The 17,702-nt window shown below is 39.0% G+C and carries 16 protein-coding genes, 2 tRNA genes and 1 pseudogene; 5 read left to right on the forward strand and 14 right to left on the reverse strand.

Annotation, left to right across the window (positions count from 1 at the left end):
* Nucleotides 1–48: 48 nt before the first annotated feature.
* The 5 genes and pseudogenes from ACWODM_RS10315 to ACWODM_RS10335 form a co-directional block, all read right to left on the reverse strand.
* Nucleotides 49–120 (reverse strand) — tRNA-Gln (locus ACWODM_RS10315).
* Nucleotides 121–134: 14 nt separating this feature from the next.
* Nucleotides 135–207 (reverse strand) — tRNA-His (locus ACWODM_RS10320).
* A gap of 165 nt (nt 208–372) precedes the next feature.
* On the reverse strand, nt 373–990 hold the full coding sequence (locus ACWODM_RS10325; RefSeq protein ID WP_455321297.1) for a hypothetical protein: 618 nt from the start codon (nt 988–990) through the stop codon (nt 373–375).
* Between the two features lie 234 nt (nt 991–1,224).
* Nucleotides 1,225–2,460, reverse strand: coding sequence for a Cna B-type domain-containing protein (locus tag ACWODM_RS10330; RefSeq protein WP_455321327.1), 1,236 nt, complete (start codon nt 2,458–2,460; stop codon nt 1,225–1,227).
* A gap of 101 nt (nt 2,461–2,561) precedes the next feature.
* Nucleotides 2,562–2,675 (reverse strand): annotated as a pseudogene (locus ACWODM_RS10335) (AAA family ATPase); the annotation flags it as partial.
* A 127-nt stretch (nt 2,676–2,802) separates the two neighbouring features.
* On the opposite strand from ACWODM_RS10335, the gene ACWODM_RS10340 reads away from it, so the two are divergent.
* Both ACWODM_RS10340 and ACWODM_RS10345 read left to right on the forward strand, forming a co-directional pair.
* Entirely contained in the window at nt 2,803–3,168 is a 366-nt protein-coding gene (locus tag ACWODM_RS10340) for an ArsR/SmtB family transcription factor (protein WP_455321298.1), read from the forward strand.
* Nucleotides 3,161–5,269, forward strand: a complete 2,109-nt coding sequence (locus tag ACWODM_RS10345) for a heavy metal translocating P-type ATPase (protein WP_455321299.1) — start codon at nt 3,161–3,163, stop codon at nt 5,267–5,269. The genes ACWODM_RS10340 and ACWODM_RS10345 overlap by 8 nt, the downstream gene beginning before the upstream one ends.
* Nucleotides 5,270–5,372: 103 nt before the next feature.
* Here ACWODM_RS10345 and ACWODM_RS10350 read toward each other — a convergent pair whose 3' ends face one another.
* Nucleotides 5,373–5,858, reverse strand: coding sequence for a hypothetical protein (locus ACWODM_RS10350; protein ID WP_455321300.1), 486 nt, complete (start codon nt 5,856–5,858; stop codon nt 5,373–5,375).
* A 494-nt stretch (nt 5,859–6,352) separates the two neighbouring features.
* Here ACWODM_RS10350 and ACWODM_RS10355 point away from each other — a divergent pair, with 494 nt between their 5' ends.
* A complete protein-coding gene (locus tag ACWODM_RS10355; protein ID WP_455321301.1) occupies nt 6,353–7,324 on the forward strand; it encodes a diaminopimelate dehydrogenase in 972 nt (323 codons plus the stop codon).
* A 114-nt stretch (nt 7,325–7,438) separates the two neighbouring features.
* On the opposite strand, the gene ACWODM_RS10360 is transcribed toward ACWODM_RS10355, so the two are convergent.
* The 3 genes from ACWODM_RS10360 to ACWODM_RS10370 are packed head-to-tail and all read right to left on the reverse strand — an operon-like array spanning nt 7,439 to nt 10,228.
* On the reverse strand, nt 7,439–8,431 hold the full coding sequence (locus tag ACWODM_RS10360; protein WP_455321302.1) for a FecCD family ABC transporter permease: 993 nt from the start codon (nt 8,429–8,431) through the stop codon (nt 7,439–7,441).
* Nucleotides 8,428–9,432 (reverse strand): FecCD family ABC transporter permease, encoded by a 1,005-nt coding sequence (locus tag ACWODM_RS10365; RefSeq protein WP_455321303.1) that lies wholly within the window; start codon nt 9,430–9,432, stop codon nt 8,428–8,430. The genes ACWODM_RS10360 and ACWODM_RS10365 overlap by 4 nt, the downstream gene beginning before the upstream one ends.
* Nucleotides 9,422–10,228, reverse strand: a complete 807-nt coding sequence (locus ACWODM_RS10370) for an ABC transporter ATP-binding protein (protein ID WP_455321304.1) — start codon at nt 10,226–10,228, stop codon at nt 9,422–9,424. The genes ACWODM_RS10365 and ACWODM_RS10370 overlap by 11 nt, the downstream gene beginning before the upstream one ends.
* Nucleotides 10,229–10,428: 200 nt before the next feature.
* Here ACWODM_RS10370 and ACWODM_RS10375 point away from each other — a divergent pair, with 200 nt between their 5' ends.
* On the forward strand, nt 10,429–11,388 hold the full coding sequence (locus tag ACWODM_RS10375) for an ABC transporter substrate-binding protein (protein WP_455321305.1): 960 nt from the start codon (nt 10,429–10,431) through the stop codon (nt 11,386–11,388).
* Nucleotides 11,389–11,598: 210 nt separating this feature from the next.
* Entirely contained in the window at nt 11,599–12,381 is a 783-nt protein-coding gene (locus ACWODM_RS10380; RefSeq protein ID WP_455321306.1) for an L-threonylcarbamoyladenylate synthase, read from the forward strand.
* Nucleotides 12,382–12,486: 105 nt separating this feature from the next.
* On the opposite strand, the gene ACWODM_RS10385 is transcribed toward ACWODM_RS10380, so the two are convergent.
* From ACWODM_RS10385 to ACWODM_RS10405, 5 genes are all read right to left on the reverse strand, one after another.
* Nucleotides 12,487–12,675: a hypothetical protein gene (locus tag ACWODM_RS10385; RefSeq protein WP_455321307.1), complete on the reverse strand. Its 189-nt coding sequence runs from the start codon at nt 12,673–12,675 to the stop codon at nt 12,487–12,489.
* An 83-nt stretch (nt 12,676–12,758) separates the two neighbouring features.
* Entirely contained in the window at nt 12,759–13,601 is an 843-nt protein-coding gene (locus tag ACWODM_RS10390) for a sugar phosphate isomerase/epimerase family protein (protein ID WP_455321308.1), read from the reverse strand.
* A gap of 60 nt (nt 13,602–13,661) precedes the next feature.
* Entirely contained in the window at nt 13,662–15,845 is a 2,184-nt protein-coding gene (locus ACWODM_RS10395) for an alpha-galactosidase (RefSeq protein ID WP_455321309.1), read from the reverse strand.
* Between the two features lie 95 nt (nt 15,846–15,940).
* Nucleotides 15,941–16,765: a carbohydrate ABC transporter permease gene (locus tag ACWODM_RS10400; RefSeq protein ID WP_455321310.1), complete on the reverse strand. Its 825-nt coding sequence runs from the start codon at nt 16,763–16,765 to the stop codon at nt 15,941–15,943.
* Nucleotides 16,766–16,778: 13 nt separating this feature from the next.
* Nucleotides 16,779–17,651, reverse strand: coding sequence for a carbohydrate ABC transporter permease (locus tag ACWODM_RS10405; protein ID WP_455321311.1), 873 nt, complete (start codon nt 17,649–17,651; stop codon nt 16,779–16,781).
* Between the last annotated feature and the right edge of the window lie 51 nt (nt 17,652–17,702).

Consider the following 17,702-nt stretch of genomic DNA (forward strand, 5'->3'; position numbering starts at 1 on the left):
TACAAAGAAAAAGTCCCTCTCCTTTATCAGGAGAAGAACTCAACAAGACTGGGGTAGCTGGATTCGAACCAACGCATGACGGAGTCAAAGTCCGTTGCCTTACCGCTTGGCTATACCCCAATAATCAAAGAAAAGGCGACTGATGGGAATCGAACCCACGAATGCCGGAGCCACAATCCGGTGCGTTAACCCCTTCGCCACAGCCGCCATTTTTTAACGACTTCATTACTATAGCATGTTATTTAAAAAAAGTCTAGAGTCAAACTTCAAAAAAGAACTTCTTCAATTTTAAAACGAAAAAAGCACCTGAAAATGACAGATGCTTCCTTTTTTTTGAATTGAATCATGAACATTTTTTCCAGCATTACAAACTTATTCTGTCAACGAAAAGGTGTCTTCAACCAATTCGATCACCTGCACAATTCCGCCTTGATTTGACTCGGCTGAAATATAGTGCAGCTTTCCTTCTTCATCTTCAAAATGATACGTGACTAGCATGATCCCTACATTCTCATAGATCCCATAAACCTGATACGTTTCATAACCAGCCAACTCAACGATTGCACCTTGAACATCGACTGCGCCGTTACTTTCCATGCCCGCCCATGAATTGGACGCGGCTTGCTCAGCATCATTGGGCGAATCCTCCATTACAAATAAGGTAATAATAGACGTACCTGTCAGGTCACTGTACTGTCTGAGATCTTCCGTAGCATTGACGTCTTGAAAATTTACCCAGTCAGAAGGAATATCGACAAAACCATAGCCTGCTTCTCCTACTCGTTTAAGATCCGATGCTTCTGGCGTATCTTCCTCATGCGTCTCTTCTGTATCCGTTTCTTCCATTTCGACTGAGCTATTTTCACTCTCTGACGTGTCACTAGGAACACTAGGAAGAACCTCTGTACTCTGGGTCGTGTTTTCAGTTCCACAGCTAGCGATTACAAGACCAACAGCGACAAAAAACAACAGTTTGCTTATTTTCTTCATGTTTAACCAACCTTCCCTTTCTGTACATTTTTCAACGATCTGCTATAGACTACGTTTGTCAATTTTGCAGCAAAAATCTTTCCCCTCATTTTGCTTCTATATATCTACTATACCTGAAATCAATGAGAATGAGTATATTTTAGCAAGCTGGCTTTTTTAGAGAAACAATGTTTACAAAAAATGACACGCTCCGTTTTATCGGAACGTGTCATTTTCAATTCTTAGGTTCTTGACTTATTGTTTTTGCTTGCGGTTATAAACATAACCTACTGTAGTCAATGAGATCACGACTAAACCAAGTAGCATGATTGCCATGCCTTGACTCTCCCCTGTTTGAGGAAGTTTGCCATAGCGGCGAACTTTTTTACCAGTCTGAGGTTTAGAAGTTTTCTTCTCTGTTTCCTTCGGTGTGTGACTATTAGTGATCACAAAGCCGTCTTTCGCAGAGCCTTTGACAGATGTTTCGTAACCTTTTACAGGAACTTCTTCTACAGTATAATGAACGAGTTTGCCTTCTTTGTATTCATCCAAATCAGTGAAGACATAACGCCAATTCATTTCAACAGTCAGTTCTTGTTCAGCGATCACTTCGCCATCTGCTAACAAGCGAACCTTGATCGAATCTGGACGGAGACCCTCTTTATCATCGCCGTCTTTCCAAATTTTCACTACATCTACAAAGGTTTTATCAGGTGTGTGCGTGTTGATAATACCATCAGCAGTGTATTCAGGAGTATACCCATCGACAGCTTCTTCACGAGCGAAGTAGTCAATTTCAACACCTTGATCTCTGAATTTTGGAAGTGACTCGAAGGTGTAGGTCCAATCGGTTGCTTCACTTACTTCGACTGATCCGACTTCTGTAGGATCTTGATCGTCAGCGAGCTGCGCATACAATTTGACTGTGATAGAGTCTGGACGTTTACCGTCTTGATTGTCTGCATCGTTCCAAGTTTTCGTTCCTTGAAGATCAATGACTTCAGGAGTATGAACATTGGTAATCGCAAAGTTACTTGCCGAAGCTTCATCAGGATCAATTGCTTCTACGGTTGATTCATAGCCTTCAGGAACTACTTCTTCCACTGTATAATCGATTAACTGGCCAACTTCACCTTCTTTGAATTCATCCAAATCAGTGAAGATATAGCGCCAGCCCATTTCAGCCGTCAATTCCTGTTCGTCAACTACTTCTCCATCTGCTAATAAATGAACCTTGATCGAATTTGGGCGAAGACCATCTTGATTGTCACTGTCACTCCAAACTTTTCTGACACCCACACTTGTCAAACCAGGTGTATAGCTGTTGTAAATATCCGCATGGGTTCCATCAAATTCATAGCCTACTTGGTAATCAGTTACTTTCACTTCTTCTACCGTGTAATCAATGATTTTTCCATTTTCACGTTTTGGTAAGTTATCAAAGCTGAATACCCAGTTGCCTGCTTCGTCTTCTTTTACTTCTTGACGAATGAACTTGCCTTCGTCGTCTCTGTGTCAATTTTAGTTTTATTTGGCAATATTTCAATAAATAAATGGCATTTTCTAATCTAGTAGAAAATGCCATTTTTTATTTATATACCAATTACTAAACTGTCTCTTGCAGCTTCGACTACATCAACTGTTATAACATCTAAATTATTAATCTTTAGTATCCTATCAATTTAAGCAAACAGTCGATGAAAAATAGGTAAAAAAATAAGTGTCCAATAAATCTCGATTTACTGCACACTTTTTCATTCAAATTAATACTTGACTATCAATTTGAATCGCATTACAATATAATCAAATATATATTTGAATGAGGTGTTTAGCATGAGTAAAGGAACTTGTGATGTTGATTTAATCCATGTTGAATATGTAAATGATTGTAAGCAAGAATTAGAAACTAACGATTTTAATATTCTGTTAACTCAATTAAAACTAATTGCTGATGAAAAAAGATTTAAAATATTAAAAAGTTTAACGATTAAAGAGGAACTTTGTGTTTGCGATTTGGCTAACATTTTAAATGCAACTATCGCTAATACATCCCATCATTTACAACAATTAAAAAAAGTTGGTGCAGTTGATTCTAGAAAAGAAGGTAAATTATTGTATTATCGACTGAAGAATAGGGAACTTGTAGATATTATTGAGTTTGGAATGACCTTAAATACAGGAGCTGATATTCATGTCTAGTAAAGAATACAAAGTAGAGGGACTTAGTTGTCCTGACTGTTCAGCTAAATTTGAAAAGAATGTTAAGGAACTACCTGAAGTAACAGATGCTAAAGTAAGTTTTAGCGTGGGGAAAATATCTGTCACAGGTGATGTTTCGATTGAAGAAATTGAAAAAGCAGGAGCATTTGAAAAGCTAAAAATAATTGATGAATCAGCTGTTAAAACAGATACTGAAGATGCCAAAAAGAATAAAATTAAAGAAAACTGGACATTAATTGTTTCAATCATTTTAATTATAAGTGCTTTTATTTACCAGAGTTTTTATGGTGAAACAGCACCTGTAACGATTGGTTTATATATTACGGCTATCTTGATTGGTGGTTTTAGCTTATTTAAAGAAGGTATAACAGATTTGTTAAAACTTAATTTTTCAATGCAGGCATTAATGACTGTTGCTATTATCGGTGCTTCTATCATTGGACAATGGTCTGAAGGGTCTATTGTGGTTATTTTATTTGCTGTCAGTGAAGCTTTAGAAAAATTTTCAATGGACAAAGCTAGACAATCGATTCGCTCATTAATGGATATCGCTCCTAAAGAAGCTTTGGTTATCCGTGATGGTGTTGAGGAATTAATCCATGTTAATGAGATAAAAGTAAATGATATTATGATTATTAAACCTGGACAAAAGATTGCGATGGATGGTGTGATTGTAACTGGTCGTTCATCAGTTAACCAAGCAGCAATCACTGGTGAATCAGTTCCAATAGAAAAAAAAGTTGATGATGAAGTTTTTGCAGGAACTTTAAATAAGGAAGGACTATTAGAAGTTAAAGTAACCAAGCTAGTCACAGACTCAACGATTGCTAAGATTATTCATTTAGTGGAAGAAGCACAAGACGAACGTGCACCAGCACAGGCTTTTGTTGATAAATTTGCTAAGTACTACACACCTGCTATTATGCTGATTGCCCTATTAGTAGTTGTTGTCCCACCTTTATTCTTTGGTGGAGATTGGAATACTTGGCTATACCAAGGATTATCTTTACTTGTTGTTGGCTGCCCATGTTCCTTAGTTATCTCAACACCTGTTTCTATCGTTTCAGCAATTAGTAATGCTGCTAAAAATGGCGTTCTGATTAAAGGCGGTATTTACTTAGAAGAAGTTGGTGGACTTAAAGCAATTGCCTTTGACAAAACTGGTACATTAACTGAAGGTGAGCCTGTTGTAACTGATTATATGTCAGTAGATACTTCTAAAGAATCAGATAATTTCATGAAAATAGCTGCTTTGGAATCATATTCACAACACCCCTTAGCTTCAGCTATTATGAAAGAGTTAAGTCATAGAAAATTATCAATAGATCATATAACTATTGATAATTTCACTTCTATTACTGGAAAAGGCGTTCAAGCAGATATTGATGGAGTTACCTATTTTATTGGAAGTTCAAAATTGTTTGATACAGAACTTAATCAAAATCAGAGTCTCAAAGCTCAATATGAGTTACTTCAAAAAGAAGGAAAAACGGCTATGATTTTTGGAACAGCAACAGAAATACTTGCTATTATTGCTGTTGCTGATAAATTGAGAGAAACAAGTCAATCTGTTATCAATCAGTTGCATCAAGCAGGAATCAAACATACAATTATGTTGACTGGTGATAATCAACATACAGCCCAAGCAATCGGACAAGAGGTTGGCGTGACTGATATTAAAGGTGATTTAATGCCACAAGATAAGTTAGACTACATCAAATCACTTAAAAATGACTATTCAAAAGTAGCTATGATTGGTGATGGTGTTAATGACGCTCCTGCACTCGCTGCTGCAAGTGTTGGTATTGCTATGGGTGGTGCAGGAACGGATACTGCATTAGAAACTGCAGATATCGCTTTAATGGGCGATGATTTAGAAAAATTACCATTCTTGATTCGCCTTAGTCGAAAAACATTGAGCATTATTAAACAAAATATTACATTATCTCTTGTATTAAAATTATTAGCTTTACTACTTATTATTCCAGGCTGGTTAACATTATGGTTAGCTATTGTAGCAGACATGGGAGCAACTATCTTTGTTACATTGAATGGACTAAGATTAATGAAAATTAAATAAAAAAATAAATGGTTCTTTCTGTGTAAAGTAGAAAGTGCCATTTATTTTTTAAGATATTGCCAATTAAAACCAAAATTGACATCTCTGACACGTTTATTATTTTTTAATAGGTAGACAATGATTGAATCTGTAAGTCCCTTTGAGGACCTACATTGAACAACTCAAATTTCGGTTCTTCTTCGTCGTCTATCTCAGTGTCTTCCGTAGTACTTTTCGTAGTTTCTTCTGTCTCAGGTTCAGGGTCGGGGTCATCATCTCCTTCTCCCTCTTCTTCTGAATCCTGAGAATTAGGCTCAGGTGCTGCAGGAGCTTCTGATTTCTCTTTCCCATTGTCTGTTGATTGAACAGGAGCAGCCCGTACATCATTTTTTTGTGGACTGCTTTGTTCGATAGATGCTGGATTTCCCACATCTGATGAATCGGTATCCGACGTTATTTTTTCATTCTGTACTTGATCCGATGAGTTAACAGTTACGTTTACTCCCTCTGCAAAAACAGTAGTTGCCGGCAATGCAGTTGGCAATACAAGTACGACAATCCCTAGCAAGGCAAATACCTTGTGCAGGAATTGTATTTTTTTCTTTTTCATAAATACCCTCCTCTTAGGCTAAGTAAAACCTTTAGTATAAAGGATTACTTAGTTTTCATTCACTTATTTTCCTCGAGCAAAAAATGATCATTTTCTACTACGATTGGTACGAATTTTGACTATTCCTTGCTTCATAACCCATGATAAAACAAGTCATTTCTATTTATAACTTCGTTTTTTTTAAACTGTTGTCGTTTTCTTGAAACTCATCAACTGCCCCTTGCGTTTGAGATTCTTATAATTATCGTTATTTTAATTTTTTATTAGCAGGAATTTTGTATGTATTTTGCACAGAAATAGTCATAAAAAAATAGTTATAGAGCATTGAGACAGCGAACTCGATCCCCTTTTCATCTATAAAATAGGTATCTCTGACTTTCGACAATCTTTAAAAAAGCGTACTGAATCAAAGAAGCTATACTTGGATCTTTCCTTTTAGACGATAACTATTTTTGTTATACTTATTAGTAAATAAATAGAAGGATGTGTACCTAATGGTAAAAGTAGCAATTATCGGTTACGGAAATTTGGGGCGAGGGGTCGAACGTTCCCTGAAACAAAACAATGATATGGAATTAGTTGGTGTTTTTACACGCAGACCGCCAAAAAATGTTGCAACAGAAGGCGCAACTGCCTATACAATGGCTGAATTGGATCACTTCAAGGAACAGATTGATGTCTGTATCCTATGTGGTGGATCAGCAACAGATCTTCCTGTACAAACACCTGAACTGACACGTCAGTTCAATACCGTGGATAGTTTTGATACCCATGCAAAGATCCCGGAACATTTTGCCGCTGTTGACAAGGAAGCAAAAGAAAACCACACCGTTTCGATCATTTCAACAGGTTGGGATCCCGGCTTATTCAGCTTGAATCGCTTGTATGCACAATCGATTCTACCAGTAGGTGAAACCAATACCTTCTGGGGCAAAGGAGTCAGCCAAGGACACTCGGATGCCTTGAGAAGAATCAACGGTGTAGCAGATGCCACCCAATATACGATCCCAAACACAGAGATCATCGAAAAGTTAAAAACTGGAGAAAAACTGACAGTAACGACTCGCGACAAGCATTTAAGAGAATGTTTTGTTGTGCTTGAAGAAGCCGCGGATGCAGATAAAATCCGTGAAGAGATCGTCACTATGCCAAATTATTTTGCAGACTATGACACCGAAGTCCATTTCATTTCTCAAGAAGAGTTGAATGCCGAACACAAATCTATGCCTCACGGAGGAACCGTGCTTCATACTGGCACTACTCATGAAGCGTCTAATCAAGTGATTGAATACAACCTGTATCTAGACAGCAATCCTGAATTCACAGCCAGTGTTTTGGTAGCCTACACAAGAGCTTGTGCACGTTTGGCAGCTGAAAAATCTTACGGTGCGTATACTGTTTTAGACATTGCTCCAAAATATTTGTCTTCCCGCTCCGATGCAGATTTGAGAAAAGAATTATTATAATAAAAAAACTGGAAACCATTTAAAATGGTTTCCAGTTTTTTAAAAGTCTCCAGAGTTTTTTTATAGTCTTTTTATTTCAACAAATTTATTTCCCTTGGACTTGTATAACTTTTTTTAGTTTCTCATACTTTTCAACAATAGATATAGAAAATATGGTGCACCTACAATAGCTACCACAGTTCCTGCTGGGATCTCTCCACTGCCAGGTGACAGTCTGCCCAAAGTATCTCCTATCAACAAGAGCAGACTGCCGATCACAGCAGTCACTGGTAGCAACTGCCAGTGCTTCTTAAATCCTAAGCCACGAGTAATGTGGGGTGCAATCAATCCCAGAAAGCCAATTCCTCCTGTGACAGAAACGGCCGCACCAGTCAAAGCAACCGCCGCAATGATCAATTTTATCCGCTCTGTTTGGACATTGATCCCTAAAGAAGTCGCTGTCTCATCACCAAATTGCAAAATATCCAGCTCTCTGTGCTTGAACAATAGCCAGCCTATCAACACGATCAGCCAAGGTAAAAGAGTCCAAACAAAGAGCCAGTTGGTTCCCCAAATACTGCCGGCCTGCCATAATGTTACAAAGCGGTAGGTCTCACTGTCGATACGCGTTGTCAACAACAAAGTCAACGCAGAAATCCCTGTACTTACCACTACCCCAGTCAATACCAGACGAACTGGAGTGATTCCGACACGTCTTTTATAAGCTACTGCAAAAATAGCAGCGGTGGTCAACAAAGCACCCGCCAGAGCAAGCAATGGCAGTAAAAACGTACTGGTTCTTGTTGTTTGAATAAAGCTGATAAAGATCAAAACAAACAGTCCTGCACCTGCATTGATTCCTAAAATTCCTGAATCTGCCAGCGGATTTTGCGTCGCACTTTGTAAAACCGCTCCACCCACTGCTAGAGCAGCGCCTGCTAAAACCGCCAAAATAATTCTTGGCAAACGAAAATCAAAAAGCAGCAAGCGTTTAGCATGACTCCCGCCACCTTGAAGTATTTCCCAGATCTCCTGCCAAGTCAACGCCATTTTTCCATGAGTCAGAGAAAACAAAACAACGAATAAAAGTACCGCAAATAAGATTGGCAAAATGCCTCTTTTTTTCATAGTCGCAGTCCTCCTCTCCTTGAAAGATAAATGAAGAAGGGAATTCCGATCAATGCAGTGATAATACCAAAAGGAGTCTCAAAAGGTGGATTGATGATGCGGGCAACTAGGTCTGCCCAAACGACCAGTAATCCGCCTCCTAAGCCAGATAATGGAACTAAATAACGATAATTTTCTCCAACAAAATTTCGTAAAATATGCGGTACGATCAAACCCACAAAACTGATCGAACCCACAACGGCAACTGACAGACCGGATAAAATTAAAACGATCACTGTGGCAGTCAACCGAGTCCAATGCGGTTTTTTACCCAAACTGATCGCTGTATCATCCCCGAAACGCAGGATCGTGATTGCCGGGCTGTTGAGAATCGCTGCAATAAGAGCGATCAGAAAAAATGGAAGAACCAGACGTAGCTGACTCCAGGAAATTGCACTGATACCACCGATCGACCAGAAGGTAATGTCCCGATTCAGATTAAACTGCAGTGCTACTGCCTGACTACAAGCAATAAATAGCGCACTGATTCCGGCTCCTGCCAAAGTCAAACGCAGCGGAGTCATCGTTCTTCTTCGCGAGCTGGTTACCAAGTAGATAAAGCCCACACTGACTGCTGCCCCTAAAAAACAGGCGAGCAAGATAAACCAGTAGGTCGCATTCGGAAAGAAAGCAAACATCAAGGCTAAGCCCAGTCCCGCTCCCGCATTGATTCCAAGCAAGCCAGAATCAGCCAAAGGATTTTGGGTGATCCCTTGCATCAAAGCCCCGCTGATAGATAGACTAACACCAACAACTACGGCACCCAAGATTCTTGGTAAACGAACATTGATCAACACCTGATGTAACTGGTTCGTCGTGTCAAAGTCGATAAAGGCCTCTTTAAAAGTTTCAAAAGGGATTGTTACTGCACCTACGATCAGTGAAAAAGCCACACTGAAAACCAGTACTAACAGTAGTAATGTCCCCAACAACCAAGGATTATATCCTTTATTATTTATCATGAGACCCCTCCGTCTTCAAAACCTCATAAGAAAGCACTAACGGTCTTTGTGTACCAGGATGAAGGATGATATCTGCTTCGATTTGGAAGACTTCTCGTAAAACATCTGCTGTGATCACTTCTTCCGGTGTTCCTTCCTTTAGAATGGCACCCTTTTTCATCGCAATGATGCCATCAGAGAAACGGGAAGCTAAATTGATATCATGACTAGTCATAATAATCGTTTTGCCTTTGGTTTGGTTGATTTCCTTTAAAACATTCAAAACCTCTAGCTGATGTGCCGGATCTAGATAAGTCGTCGGTTCGTCAAGAATCACAATGTCGGTATCCTGTACCAAAGCCATTGCGATCCATACTCGCTGTCTTTGTCCTCCAGATAGTGTCGCGACAGACTCTCTGGCCAATTCCGTCAAGCCTGTGATTGACAACGCCCACTGGATAATCTGCTGATCTTCATTGGACAGGTTCCCCCAACCTGACTGGTAAGGGTAACGACCGTAGGCGATCACGTCAAAGACAGGTAGATCGATCTGCGTTTCGGATGTTTGCGCCAGCATCGCCAGCTCTCTAGCCACTTGCTTACTGCTGTATTGATTCAATTCTTTACTATTTAATAAAACCGTTCCCTTCTGACTAGGTAAAATCCGAGCCAGCGTTTTTAGAAAAGTCGACTTCCCACAACCATTTGGACCGATGATATTGGTCATTGTTCCTTCATAGAAAGTATAATTCAAATTCTCGCTGATTTGCTGATCTCTGTAGCCAGTCGCTAACTGTTCTGCTGATAAAAGTCCCATATACTTCATCCTTTAATTTCATTTCAATCAAAAAACACCATTGAGAATCATTCTCAATGAAATCATTATAGGTGAGCCTCCGCTGTTTTGCAATTCTTTCTTAAAAATATCTATGTCACAACAAAAACAGGATTGACTTTTCTTACTTTTTAACTGATAATGATTATCATTATCAGGAAAGAATTGTAGGGGGAATTTTTATGGGGAAAAAGAAAACCGTTTTAGGTGCTGTACTCTTGCTGAGCACTGCATTTTTATTAGGAGCTTGCAGCAACGCAAGCAGTGAGACACAAGATTCTACGTCTGTTTCAAGCAGTGAAGCAACAGAACGTATTTTAACCGATACATTAGGAAACGAAGTCACGATTCTGGCCAATCCTGAGCGCATTATCGCCAGCTACCTGGAGGATTATCTTGTTGCTTTGGATACACTGCCTATTGCCCAATGGACCGTCAATGATTCTAGCATCCAAACTTATTTGCAAGATGAACTAGATGGAATTCCAACGATCGATTTTTCATTACCTTATGAGGAAGTGCTTGGTTACGAACCTGATCTACTGTTAATCGGTTCTACTAGCACTGTTGAAGGTGGAAAATACGAAGAATATACAAAAATCGCACCGACCTATGTCGTGACAAATGGAGAAGAAGTCAACTGGCGTGAGCAACTGAACGATATTGCTACCGTTCTAGGCAAAGAAGATCAAGCGCAAGAAGTGCTTGCGACCTATGACACATTGGCTGAGGAAACAAAAACTGAACTAGATGAAAAAGTCACTGATCAATCGGTTGCAATGCTATGGGTCGTGAACAATTCGATCTTCATGGTCACAGACACTCGCTCAAGCGGTGCGGTTCTCTATGGGGATCTAGGCTTGGATAAACCAGCACTAGTAGAAGAGATTTCTGATGCAGCTACAGCTGACTGGAATGCGGTTTCTCTGGAAAAACTGGCTGAACTTGATGCTGACACGATCTTTTTGGTGAACAGTGACACAGAAGCGCCATTGTTTGAAGAAAGCATCTGGAAAAATCTAGCTGCTGTTCAAAATGATCAGGTCTTTGAATTTGATGGTGACTCCAGCTGGTTGTACAATGGACCAATTGCTAACACAAACATTATCGAAGATGTTAAAGCCTCTCTTTTAAGTGAATAATCTTAAAAAAATGCGTGGATTTATGCTGATCCATGCGTTTTTTTATCTGCATTTTTTCTGCTACGATTGGCTCAAAATAACCTTGACTATCCTATCAGATTGTACTATTATTTTACTTATTACACTTATAAAATCAGAATTTTCTGATTTATAGACACACTTTGTAAGTTAAGAAAAATAAATACTGTTAAGGAAAGGGTTTTGTTTGTTATGACTCAAGAAAAACATCTAGCGTGGACTGGTTCCCCTATAAAAGAAGCAATTGATCTACTAAAAAGTGGAGGGAAAGTTGTCGTTTGTCCGACAAAAGTTGGTTACATTATCACTGTAGCGGACAAAGCAGGCTTAGAAAGAAAATTCTCTGCAAAAAATCGTAAAAGAAATAAACCAGGAGTTGTTCTATGCGGCTCACTTGAACAGCTTTTTGAACTTGCTGACCTGACGGAAGAAATGGCAGCTGTTTATAAAAAATGTTGGGAAGAAGATGTCCTATTTGGCGCAATCCTTCCTTGGAAAGAATCCGGAAAACAATACATTCCGGAAGATGGTTCTGATGAATTGATGACCGATGTTCGTGGAACAAGCTGTTTCGTCCTAAAATTCGGTACACCTGGCGAACAAATCGCACAAGAGCTTTGGGCAGAAGATAAAACATTACTATTTGCAAGCTCAGCTAACCCCTCTGGTAAAGGAAATCGCGGTTTAGTAGAAGGAATCGGTGAACAAATCGAAAACGAAGCCGATCTAATCATTGATGGCGATGACTATGTCGCTTCTATCCAGCCAGATAAAACAATTGAAACACGTTACGAACAAGGTGTGATGGTTTCATTTGTAGACAAAGATGGAAAGCTGGTTCCTGAGCAAGGAACAGCGCGTTCGATCTCACCGGCCCCTGTATTGATCCGTAAAGGTTTGGATGTCGACAAGATCATGATGTATCTTTCAGACACCTTCAACTCTTGGGACTACCGTCACGGCGAATACTACTAAGAATAAATATCAAAGACAGGAAAGCATATGCTTCCCTGTCTTTTTTTTGCTTGGCAATAAAAAGAGGAACTCTGAATTCAAGATCCAGTGCTCCTCTAAGTATATCTACTTATCAAAATACAAATACGAAACGATAAACAGCTTGCCTGTCAGTCTTCTTAAATGGGGAATGATACTTGTATTTTCCTTTTCAAGAGACTGATAATCTTCTAATGGCACCTCTAAGATTCGAGCACCTTCAGCTTTAGTCAGACAGCAGTAACAACGAAAATCTTTTAAAAACCTTCCTGTCATATCCCCATCTCCTTTGATAAAAGTGCCGAATACTTACATGCTAGAATCTACTATGAACCTCCAGTCTACATCCTTGATCCACTTTATGACTCTCCGTAAGCGAGCAATAAATCTAGTGCACGACTGGTATCATAAGCTAATTGTTCTCCTTGGAATCGATACGGTGAAAGCTCACAGGTCAAAGGTCCTTCGTAACCAATGGCTCTCAAGGCTAACAGGACTTCTTCCCAATCAACATCTCCTGCTAACAGTTGACAAAAGCCTTGCAGATTACCAATCTCTTTTTTGAAATCTTTCACATGAATCCTTTTGATCCGATGATCTAGTATTTGAATCCATTGCTCTGGATAACCAAAAGGCAATGCATTACCGACATCAAAATAGAATTGTATAAAGGGTGAGCCGATTTCATCGATAAAATCACGTGCTTCCAAAGGACTTAATAAAAATAAATTTTCTACATTCTCGATCCCTATTGTGATCTTCTTTGATTCAGCATAAGGTGCTAATTGCTTCAATGCGTCCATTGATCGAGTGTAACAAGACAAATACGATACCTCAGAAGTGACTAAACCAGGAACAACTAAAACGACTTCTGCACCTAAATATTTCGCAAAATCAATCATTTTTTTAACAATGTTTCGCCCTTGCTCTCTTGTCTCTCCTTCATTTGATGTCAAAGGGTATTCCCAATGAAGAGCTGTTGAGATACTTTCGAGTTTCACATTAGCGCTATCAAGAAGCTTCTTTATTTCTTCAAGCTCCTCTTCAGTCGTTTCTAAACTTAGATCCAACTCTTTTTCATGCTTTTCGGCAACATTCAATTCAATCGTTTGATAGCCTGCTTTCTCAGCTAGCTCAATTTGATCTTTTATAGAAAATTCTTTCGGCATTGTCCAAACATTGATCCCCTTTTTCATTTTCATTCAACCTCCCTCATTTTTTAAAAACAACCAACCATGCAAAATCAAGGTTGGTTGTTTCCTTTATACTTTTTGTAAATAAAAACGTTGTGTCACATAGTCACCATGTAGTTCTGAATCCATATAAAAGCCTAGATTCATCAACTCATCGCCACCCATTTCGCGTTCATCCATACAATAAATTGCTTCTTCATCTAATCCAGCAAGCTTCAACGTAACTAGAGGATGAGCTGCCTCTGCAAGCACTCGGAAATAGAAGACCATTGCTTCTGATTGATCTTTCGAAACAAACATCCAAGCTGTATCGTTTCCTTCAAAAGGACTTTCCAGCCGGTAAAAGGTCCCATATTGGAACAATTGTCTATGTTTCTTATAAAATTTCGCTTGGTCTCTTATTTCGTCTTTTTCCTCTGCTGTCAGTTGAGTCAAGTCAAGTTCATAACCAAAAACTCCTGCCATTGCGGCATTCCCACGAGTCTCCAAGCTCGTATTTCGGCCAGTCTGGTGATTCGGTACTGCGGAAACATGTGCACCCATACTTGAGATCGGATAAACCATGCTGGTTCCATATTGAATTTTCAAACGAGCGACAGCATCTGTATTGTCGCTGGTCCATGTTTGCGGCATATAATACAACAAACCGGCATCAAAACGACCGCCTCCGCCAGAACAGCTTTCAAATAGAATATCAGGATATTCTGTCGTCAATTTTTCTAAAAATTCATAGAAGCCTAACATATACCGATGGGCAACTTCTCCTTGTTGGTCTGCTGCTAGCAGCACAGAGTAAACCTCTGTCATATTACGATTCATATCCCATTTCACATAGTCAATAGGCACTCGATCAAAAATAGCTTTCATTTGCTGATAAATATTGTCTCGAACATCTTCTCGAGAGAAATCAAGAACATATTGGCTACGACTCAATGAGCGACCATGACCAGGTACCCCCAAAGCCCAATCCGGGTGGGCACGGAACAAATCACTATCTTTTGAGATCATTTCTGGTTCAAACCATATCCCGAATTTCATGCCTTCATTCTTGATATTTTTAGCCAGCTTTTCTAGACCGCAAGCCAGTTTCCCTTCGGTTTCGACCCAATCTCCTAATGAAGTATAATCATCTTCCCGATTACCAAACCAACCATCATCTAGAACAAACATCTCAATGCCCAATTTTTTTGCTTCATCGACAATATTCATAATCTTTTCTTCATTAAAATCAAAGTAAGTGGCTTCCCAATTGTTGATCAGGGTTGGACGCTCCTGTAAACGATGCTTTCCTCGAACCAAGCGTTGATTGTATAGATCATGATACGTATGAGATAGCTCATTCAAGCCCTTATCACTATAGACCATAACGACTTCAGGTGTTTGAAAGCGAGCATCCTGCTCTAACTGCCAACTAAAATTAAAAGAATTGATTCCCATGACGAGTCTCGTTTGATCAAAAGGATCTTTTTCGATCGTCGTTTCATGATTCCCACTATAAACTAAGTTAAATCCATAGGCTTCTCCCTGAAATTCCGTCGTATGCGGTTCAACAAGAGCGACAAAAGGATTTTGCTGATGACTACTTGATCCTCTTTTACTATCCAAAATTTTAATCCCTGTTTGGACTTCTTCTCTTGTTAGCTGACGTTCACGTCCCCAAGTACCGTTCAAATGGATCAATTCCAGTTTACGATTTGGAAAATCAAGCGACTGGCTAGCTAATTGATTGATTTCCACTGTCTCAGAGGTTTCATTAACAAGTTGTACTGAACGGATCACAGCTGCATACTCTTCGTAGATACTATAAAATAGCTTTAGCTTCAGCCCTGTTATAGGATCTTTCAGATCAATCACTAGCGTCTCTGCTTCACTCTCCGACTCTGTATACAAAGCTGGTAGACCCTCAAGCTTCGGCTTACCTTGTTGGATCTCATGACTATCATAGCGAAAATCATTGATCCGGCTTCCATTAGGTAATTTTATATTGTAAGCAGGTTCTCTAAAATCACCAAAACCATGTCCTGGATACTCCATAGGTAGTGTATCAAGGGACAATAAGCGATCAGTTGAAGTCGGCGCATTCGGCGAAAAAGATCGATCTGTTCTTGGATACTGATAGCCTCCAGAATAATGTTTGATTGCTTTTCCAAAATAAAGATGTGCCAGATAGTTATTTTCTTCTATTGCTAATAGATAACTGATCTTGCTATTTTTCAAATGAAAGGTTTGTGTCTGCTCGTCAAAATGTATCACTTAAAATACCTCCAATAGTTACTTCGTTCAAAATGTTTATTATTTAAAAATGTGCAGACTCTGTTGTTTTCGTCTACACATTTTTATGATCGTTCTTATTTTACCGAACCACTGGTCATACCGGAAATAATATTTTTTTGGAAAATCAAATATACTACCAGAATAACCACGATACCTACCACATAAGAGGCAAATGATGGACCAAAGTCACTGAAGTACTGACCTTGATAGTTGTATTGGAACAATGGCAGTGTCCAGTTTGCAGAGTCTCTGTTTAAAATTAGTAGGGGCAGTAAGAAATCGTTCCAGATCCATAAAGCATTAATGATCAGCACTGTTGCATGCATCGGTTTCATCAACGGAAAAGCAATTTGGAAATACATTCTGAATTTCCCACAACCATCCATCTCTGCTGCCTCGTCCAGTTCTACTGGAATACCTGTTTTGATGTATCCAACATATAAAAACAAGGTTTGCGGCACGGCATAGGCTAAATAAAGAATAATCAGACCTGGAATATTAGACAGTCCTAAACGAGTCATCATCGTAGTGATCGGTATCATGATTACTTGAAACGGAACAAAGATGCCTAGTAATAGGAAGGAATACATCAAGGCAAAAGCTTTCTTTTTTGACATATTTCTAGCAATGGAGAAAGCAGCCATCGGAACAAAAAACGTGATCAAGACAATTGAGACTACAGAGATCAAGGCAGAATTAAAGAAGTACTGTCCAATACCATCTGAAATCAGTCTTTGGAAATTGTCCATTGTAAAGGGATTCGGAAGTCCAAAAAAGTTGCCTGTGATTTGTCTTGTTTCTTTAAATGAGCTTAAGACCGTCATAATCAGAGGAACAAAAATTAGAACAAATCCAACAATTAAAAATAAATAACTAAATATCGAACCTTTTTGTTTCATTTTCTTTTCCTCCTTAGACTTCAAATCGTCGTGACATTCTTATTTGCAACACAGAAATAATTGCGATAACTACGAATAACACAACGGCAATCGCGTTGGCATATCCGTATTGATTGTTTCGGAAAGCATAATTATAAACAAGCATTCCCAAAGTCGTCGTAGTATCACTTGGTCCTCCACCTGTTAATGCATAAATCAAGTCAAAGGCTGTTAATCCGGCTTTTAAGGCCATGATGAATACCATACTTAGGGAAGGGAGTAAATAAGGCAATTCGATGTTCCAAAATTTTTGTCTATTGGTTGCTCCATCAATAGATGCAGCTTCTAAAATGTCATCTGGAATACTTTGCAAACCTGATAAGAAAATAACTATCGGCATCGCAACACCTTGCCATAGTGCAACAAACAATACACCCCAGATCGCTGTTTTTTCATTCGCCAATAAGTTTTGCTGAAGGAATTCGATTCCTAATAATTCACCAATTTGTGGAAATCCATAGTTGAAAATTTGTCTAAAAATCAAACCTAAAGTAACCGTACTCAATACCGCTGGGAAGAAGTAAGCTGTCCTAAAAAATCCAACCCCGCGCATTTTTCGATTCAGGAAGCGTGCAACCAAGATTCCTAAGACTATTTGACCAACGATCATACCGATAGTAAAGAAGACCGTAAATCCGATGGCTTTGATAAATTTTTGATCAGATAAAATCATACCGAAATTGCTAAAACCAACCATATTATAATTTGGAGTCAAACCTGTCCAATCTGTCAGACTATAGAAAAAGCCTTGTAACATAGGAAAATAGAAAAAAACAAGCTGTAATGCGACAGGCACTAGGATAAACAGATACGCCCAGTAACGATTGAATATATTTCCTTTTTTCATAGTATCCTCCTTCATCTCCCTTAAGAAATTCCTTCTAATGAGTATCTAGAA

The sequence above is a fragment of the Enterococcus olivae genome (assembly GCF_053760925.1).

What these genes read in the sequence shown, in the direction of transcription:
- ACWODM_RS10325 (WP_455321297.1), bottom strand. Translation starts at nt 990, where the DNA reads ATGAAGAAAATAAGCAAACTGTTGTTTTTTGTCGCTGTTGGTCTTGTA.
- ACWODM_RS10340 (WP_455321298.1), top strand. Translation starts at nt 2,803, where the DNA reads ATGAGTAAAGGAACTTGTGATGTTGATTTAATCCATGTTGAATATGTA.
- ACWODM_RS10345 (WP_455321299.1), top strand. Translation starts at nt 3,161, where the DNA reads ATGTCTAGTAAAGAATACAAAGTAGAGGGACTTAGTTGTCCTGACTGT.
- ACWODM_RS10350 (WP_455321300.1), bottom strand. Translation starts at nt 5,858, where the DNA reads ATGAAAAAGAAAAAAATACAATTCCTGCACAAGGTATTTGCCTTGCTA.
- ACWODM_RS10355 (WP_455321301.1), top strand. Translation starts at nt 6,353, where the DNA reads ATGGTAAAAGTAGCAATTATCGGTTACGGAAATTTGGGGCGAGGGGTC.
- ACWODM_RS10360 (WP_455321302.1), bottom strand. Translation starts at nt 8,431, where the DNA reads ATGAAAAAAAGAGGCATTTTGCCAATCTTATTTGCGGTACTTTTATTC.
- ACWODM_RS10365 (WP_455321303.1), bottom strand. Translation starts at nt 9,432, where the DNA reads ATGATAAATAATAAAGGATATAATCCTTGGTTGTTGGGGACATTACTA.
- ACWODM_RS10370 (WP_455321304.1), bottom strand. Translation starts at nt 10,228, where the DNA reads ATGGGACTTTTATCAGCAGAACAGTTAGCGACTGGCTACAGAGATCAG.
- ACWODM_RS10375 (WP_455321305.1), top strand. Translation starts at nt 10,429, where the DNA reads ATGGGGAAAAAGAAAACCGTTTTAGGTGCTGTACTCTTGCTGAGCACT.
- ACWODM_RS10380 (WP_455321306.1), top strand. Translation starts at nt 11,599, where the DNA reads ATGACTCAAGAAAAACATCTAGCGTGGACTGGTTCCCCTATAAAAGAA.
- ACWODM_RS10385 (WP_455321307.1), bottom strand. Translation starts at nt 12,675, where the DNA reads ATGACAGGAAGGTTTTTAAAAGATTTTCGTTGTTACTGCTGTCTGACT.
- ACWODM_RS10390 (WP_455321308.1), bottom strand. Translation starts at nt 13,601, where the DNA reads ATGAAAATGAAAAAGGGGATCAATGTTTGGACAATGCCGAAAGAATTT.
- ACWODM_RS10400 (WP_455321310.1), bottom strand. Translation starts at nt 16,765, where the DNA reads ATGAAACAAAAAGGTTCGATATTTAGTTATTTATTTTTAATTGTTGGA.
- ACWODM_RS10405 (WP_455321311.1), bottom strand. Translation starts at nt 17,651, where the DNA reads ATGAAAAAAGGAAATATATTCAATCGTTACTGGGCGTATCTGTTTATC.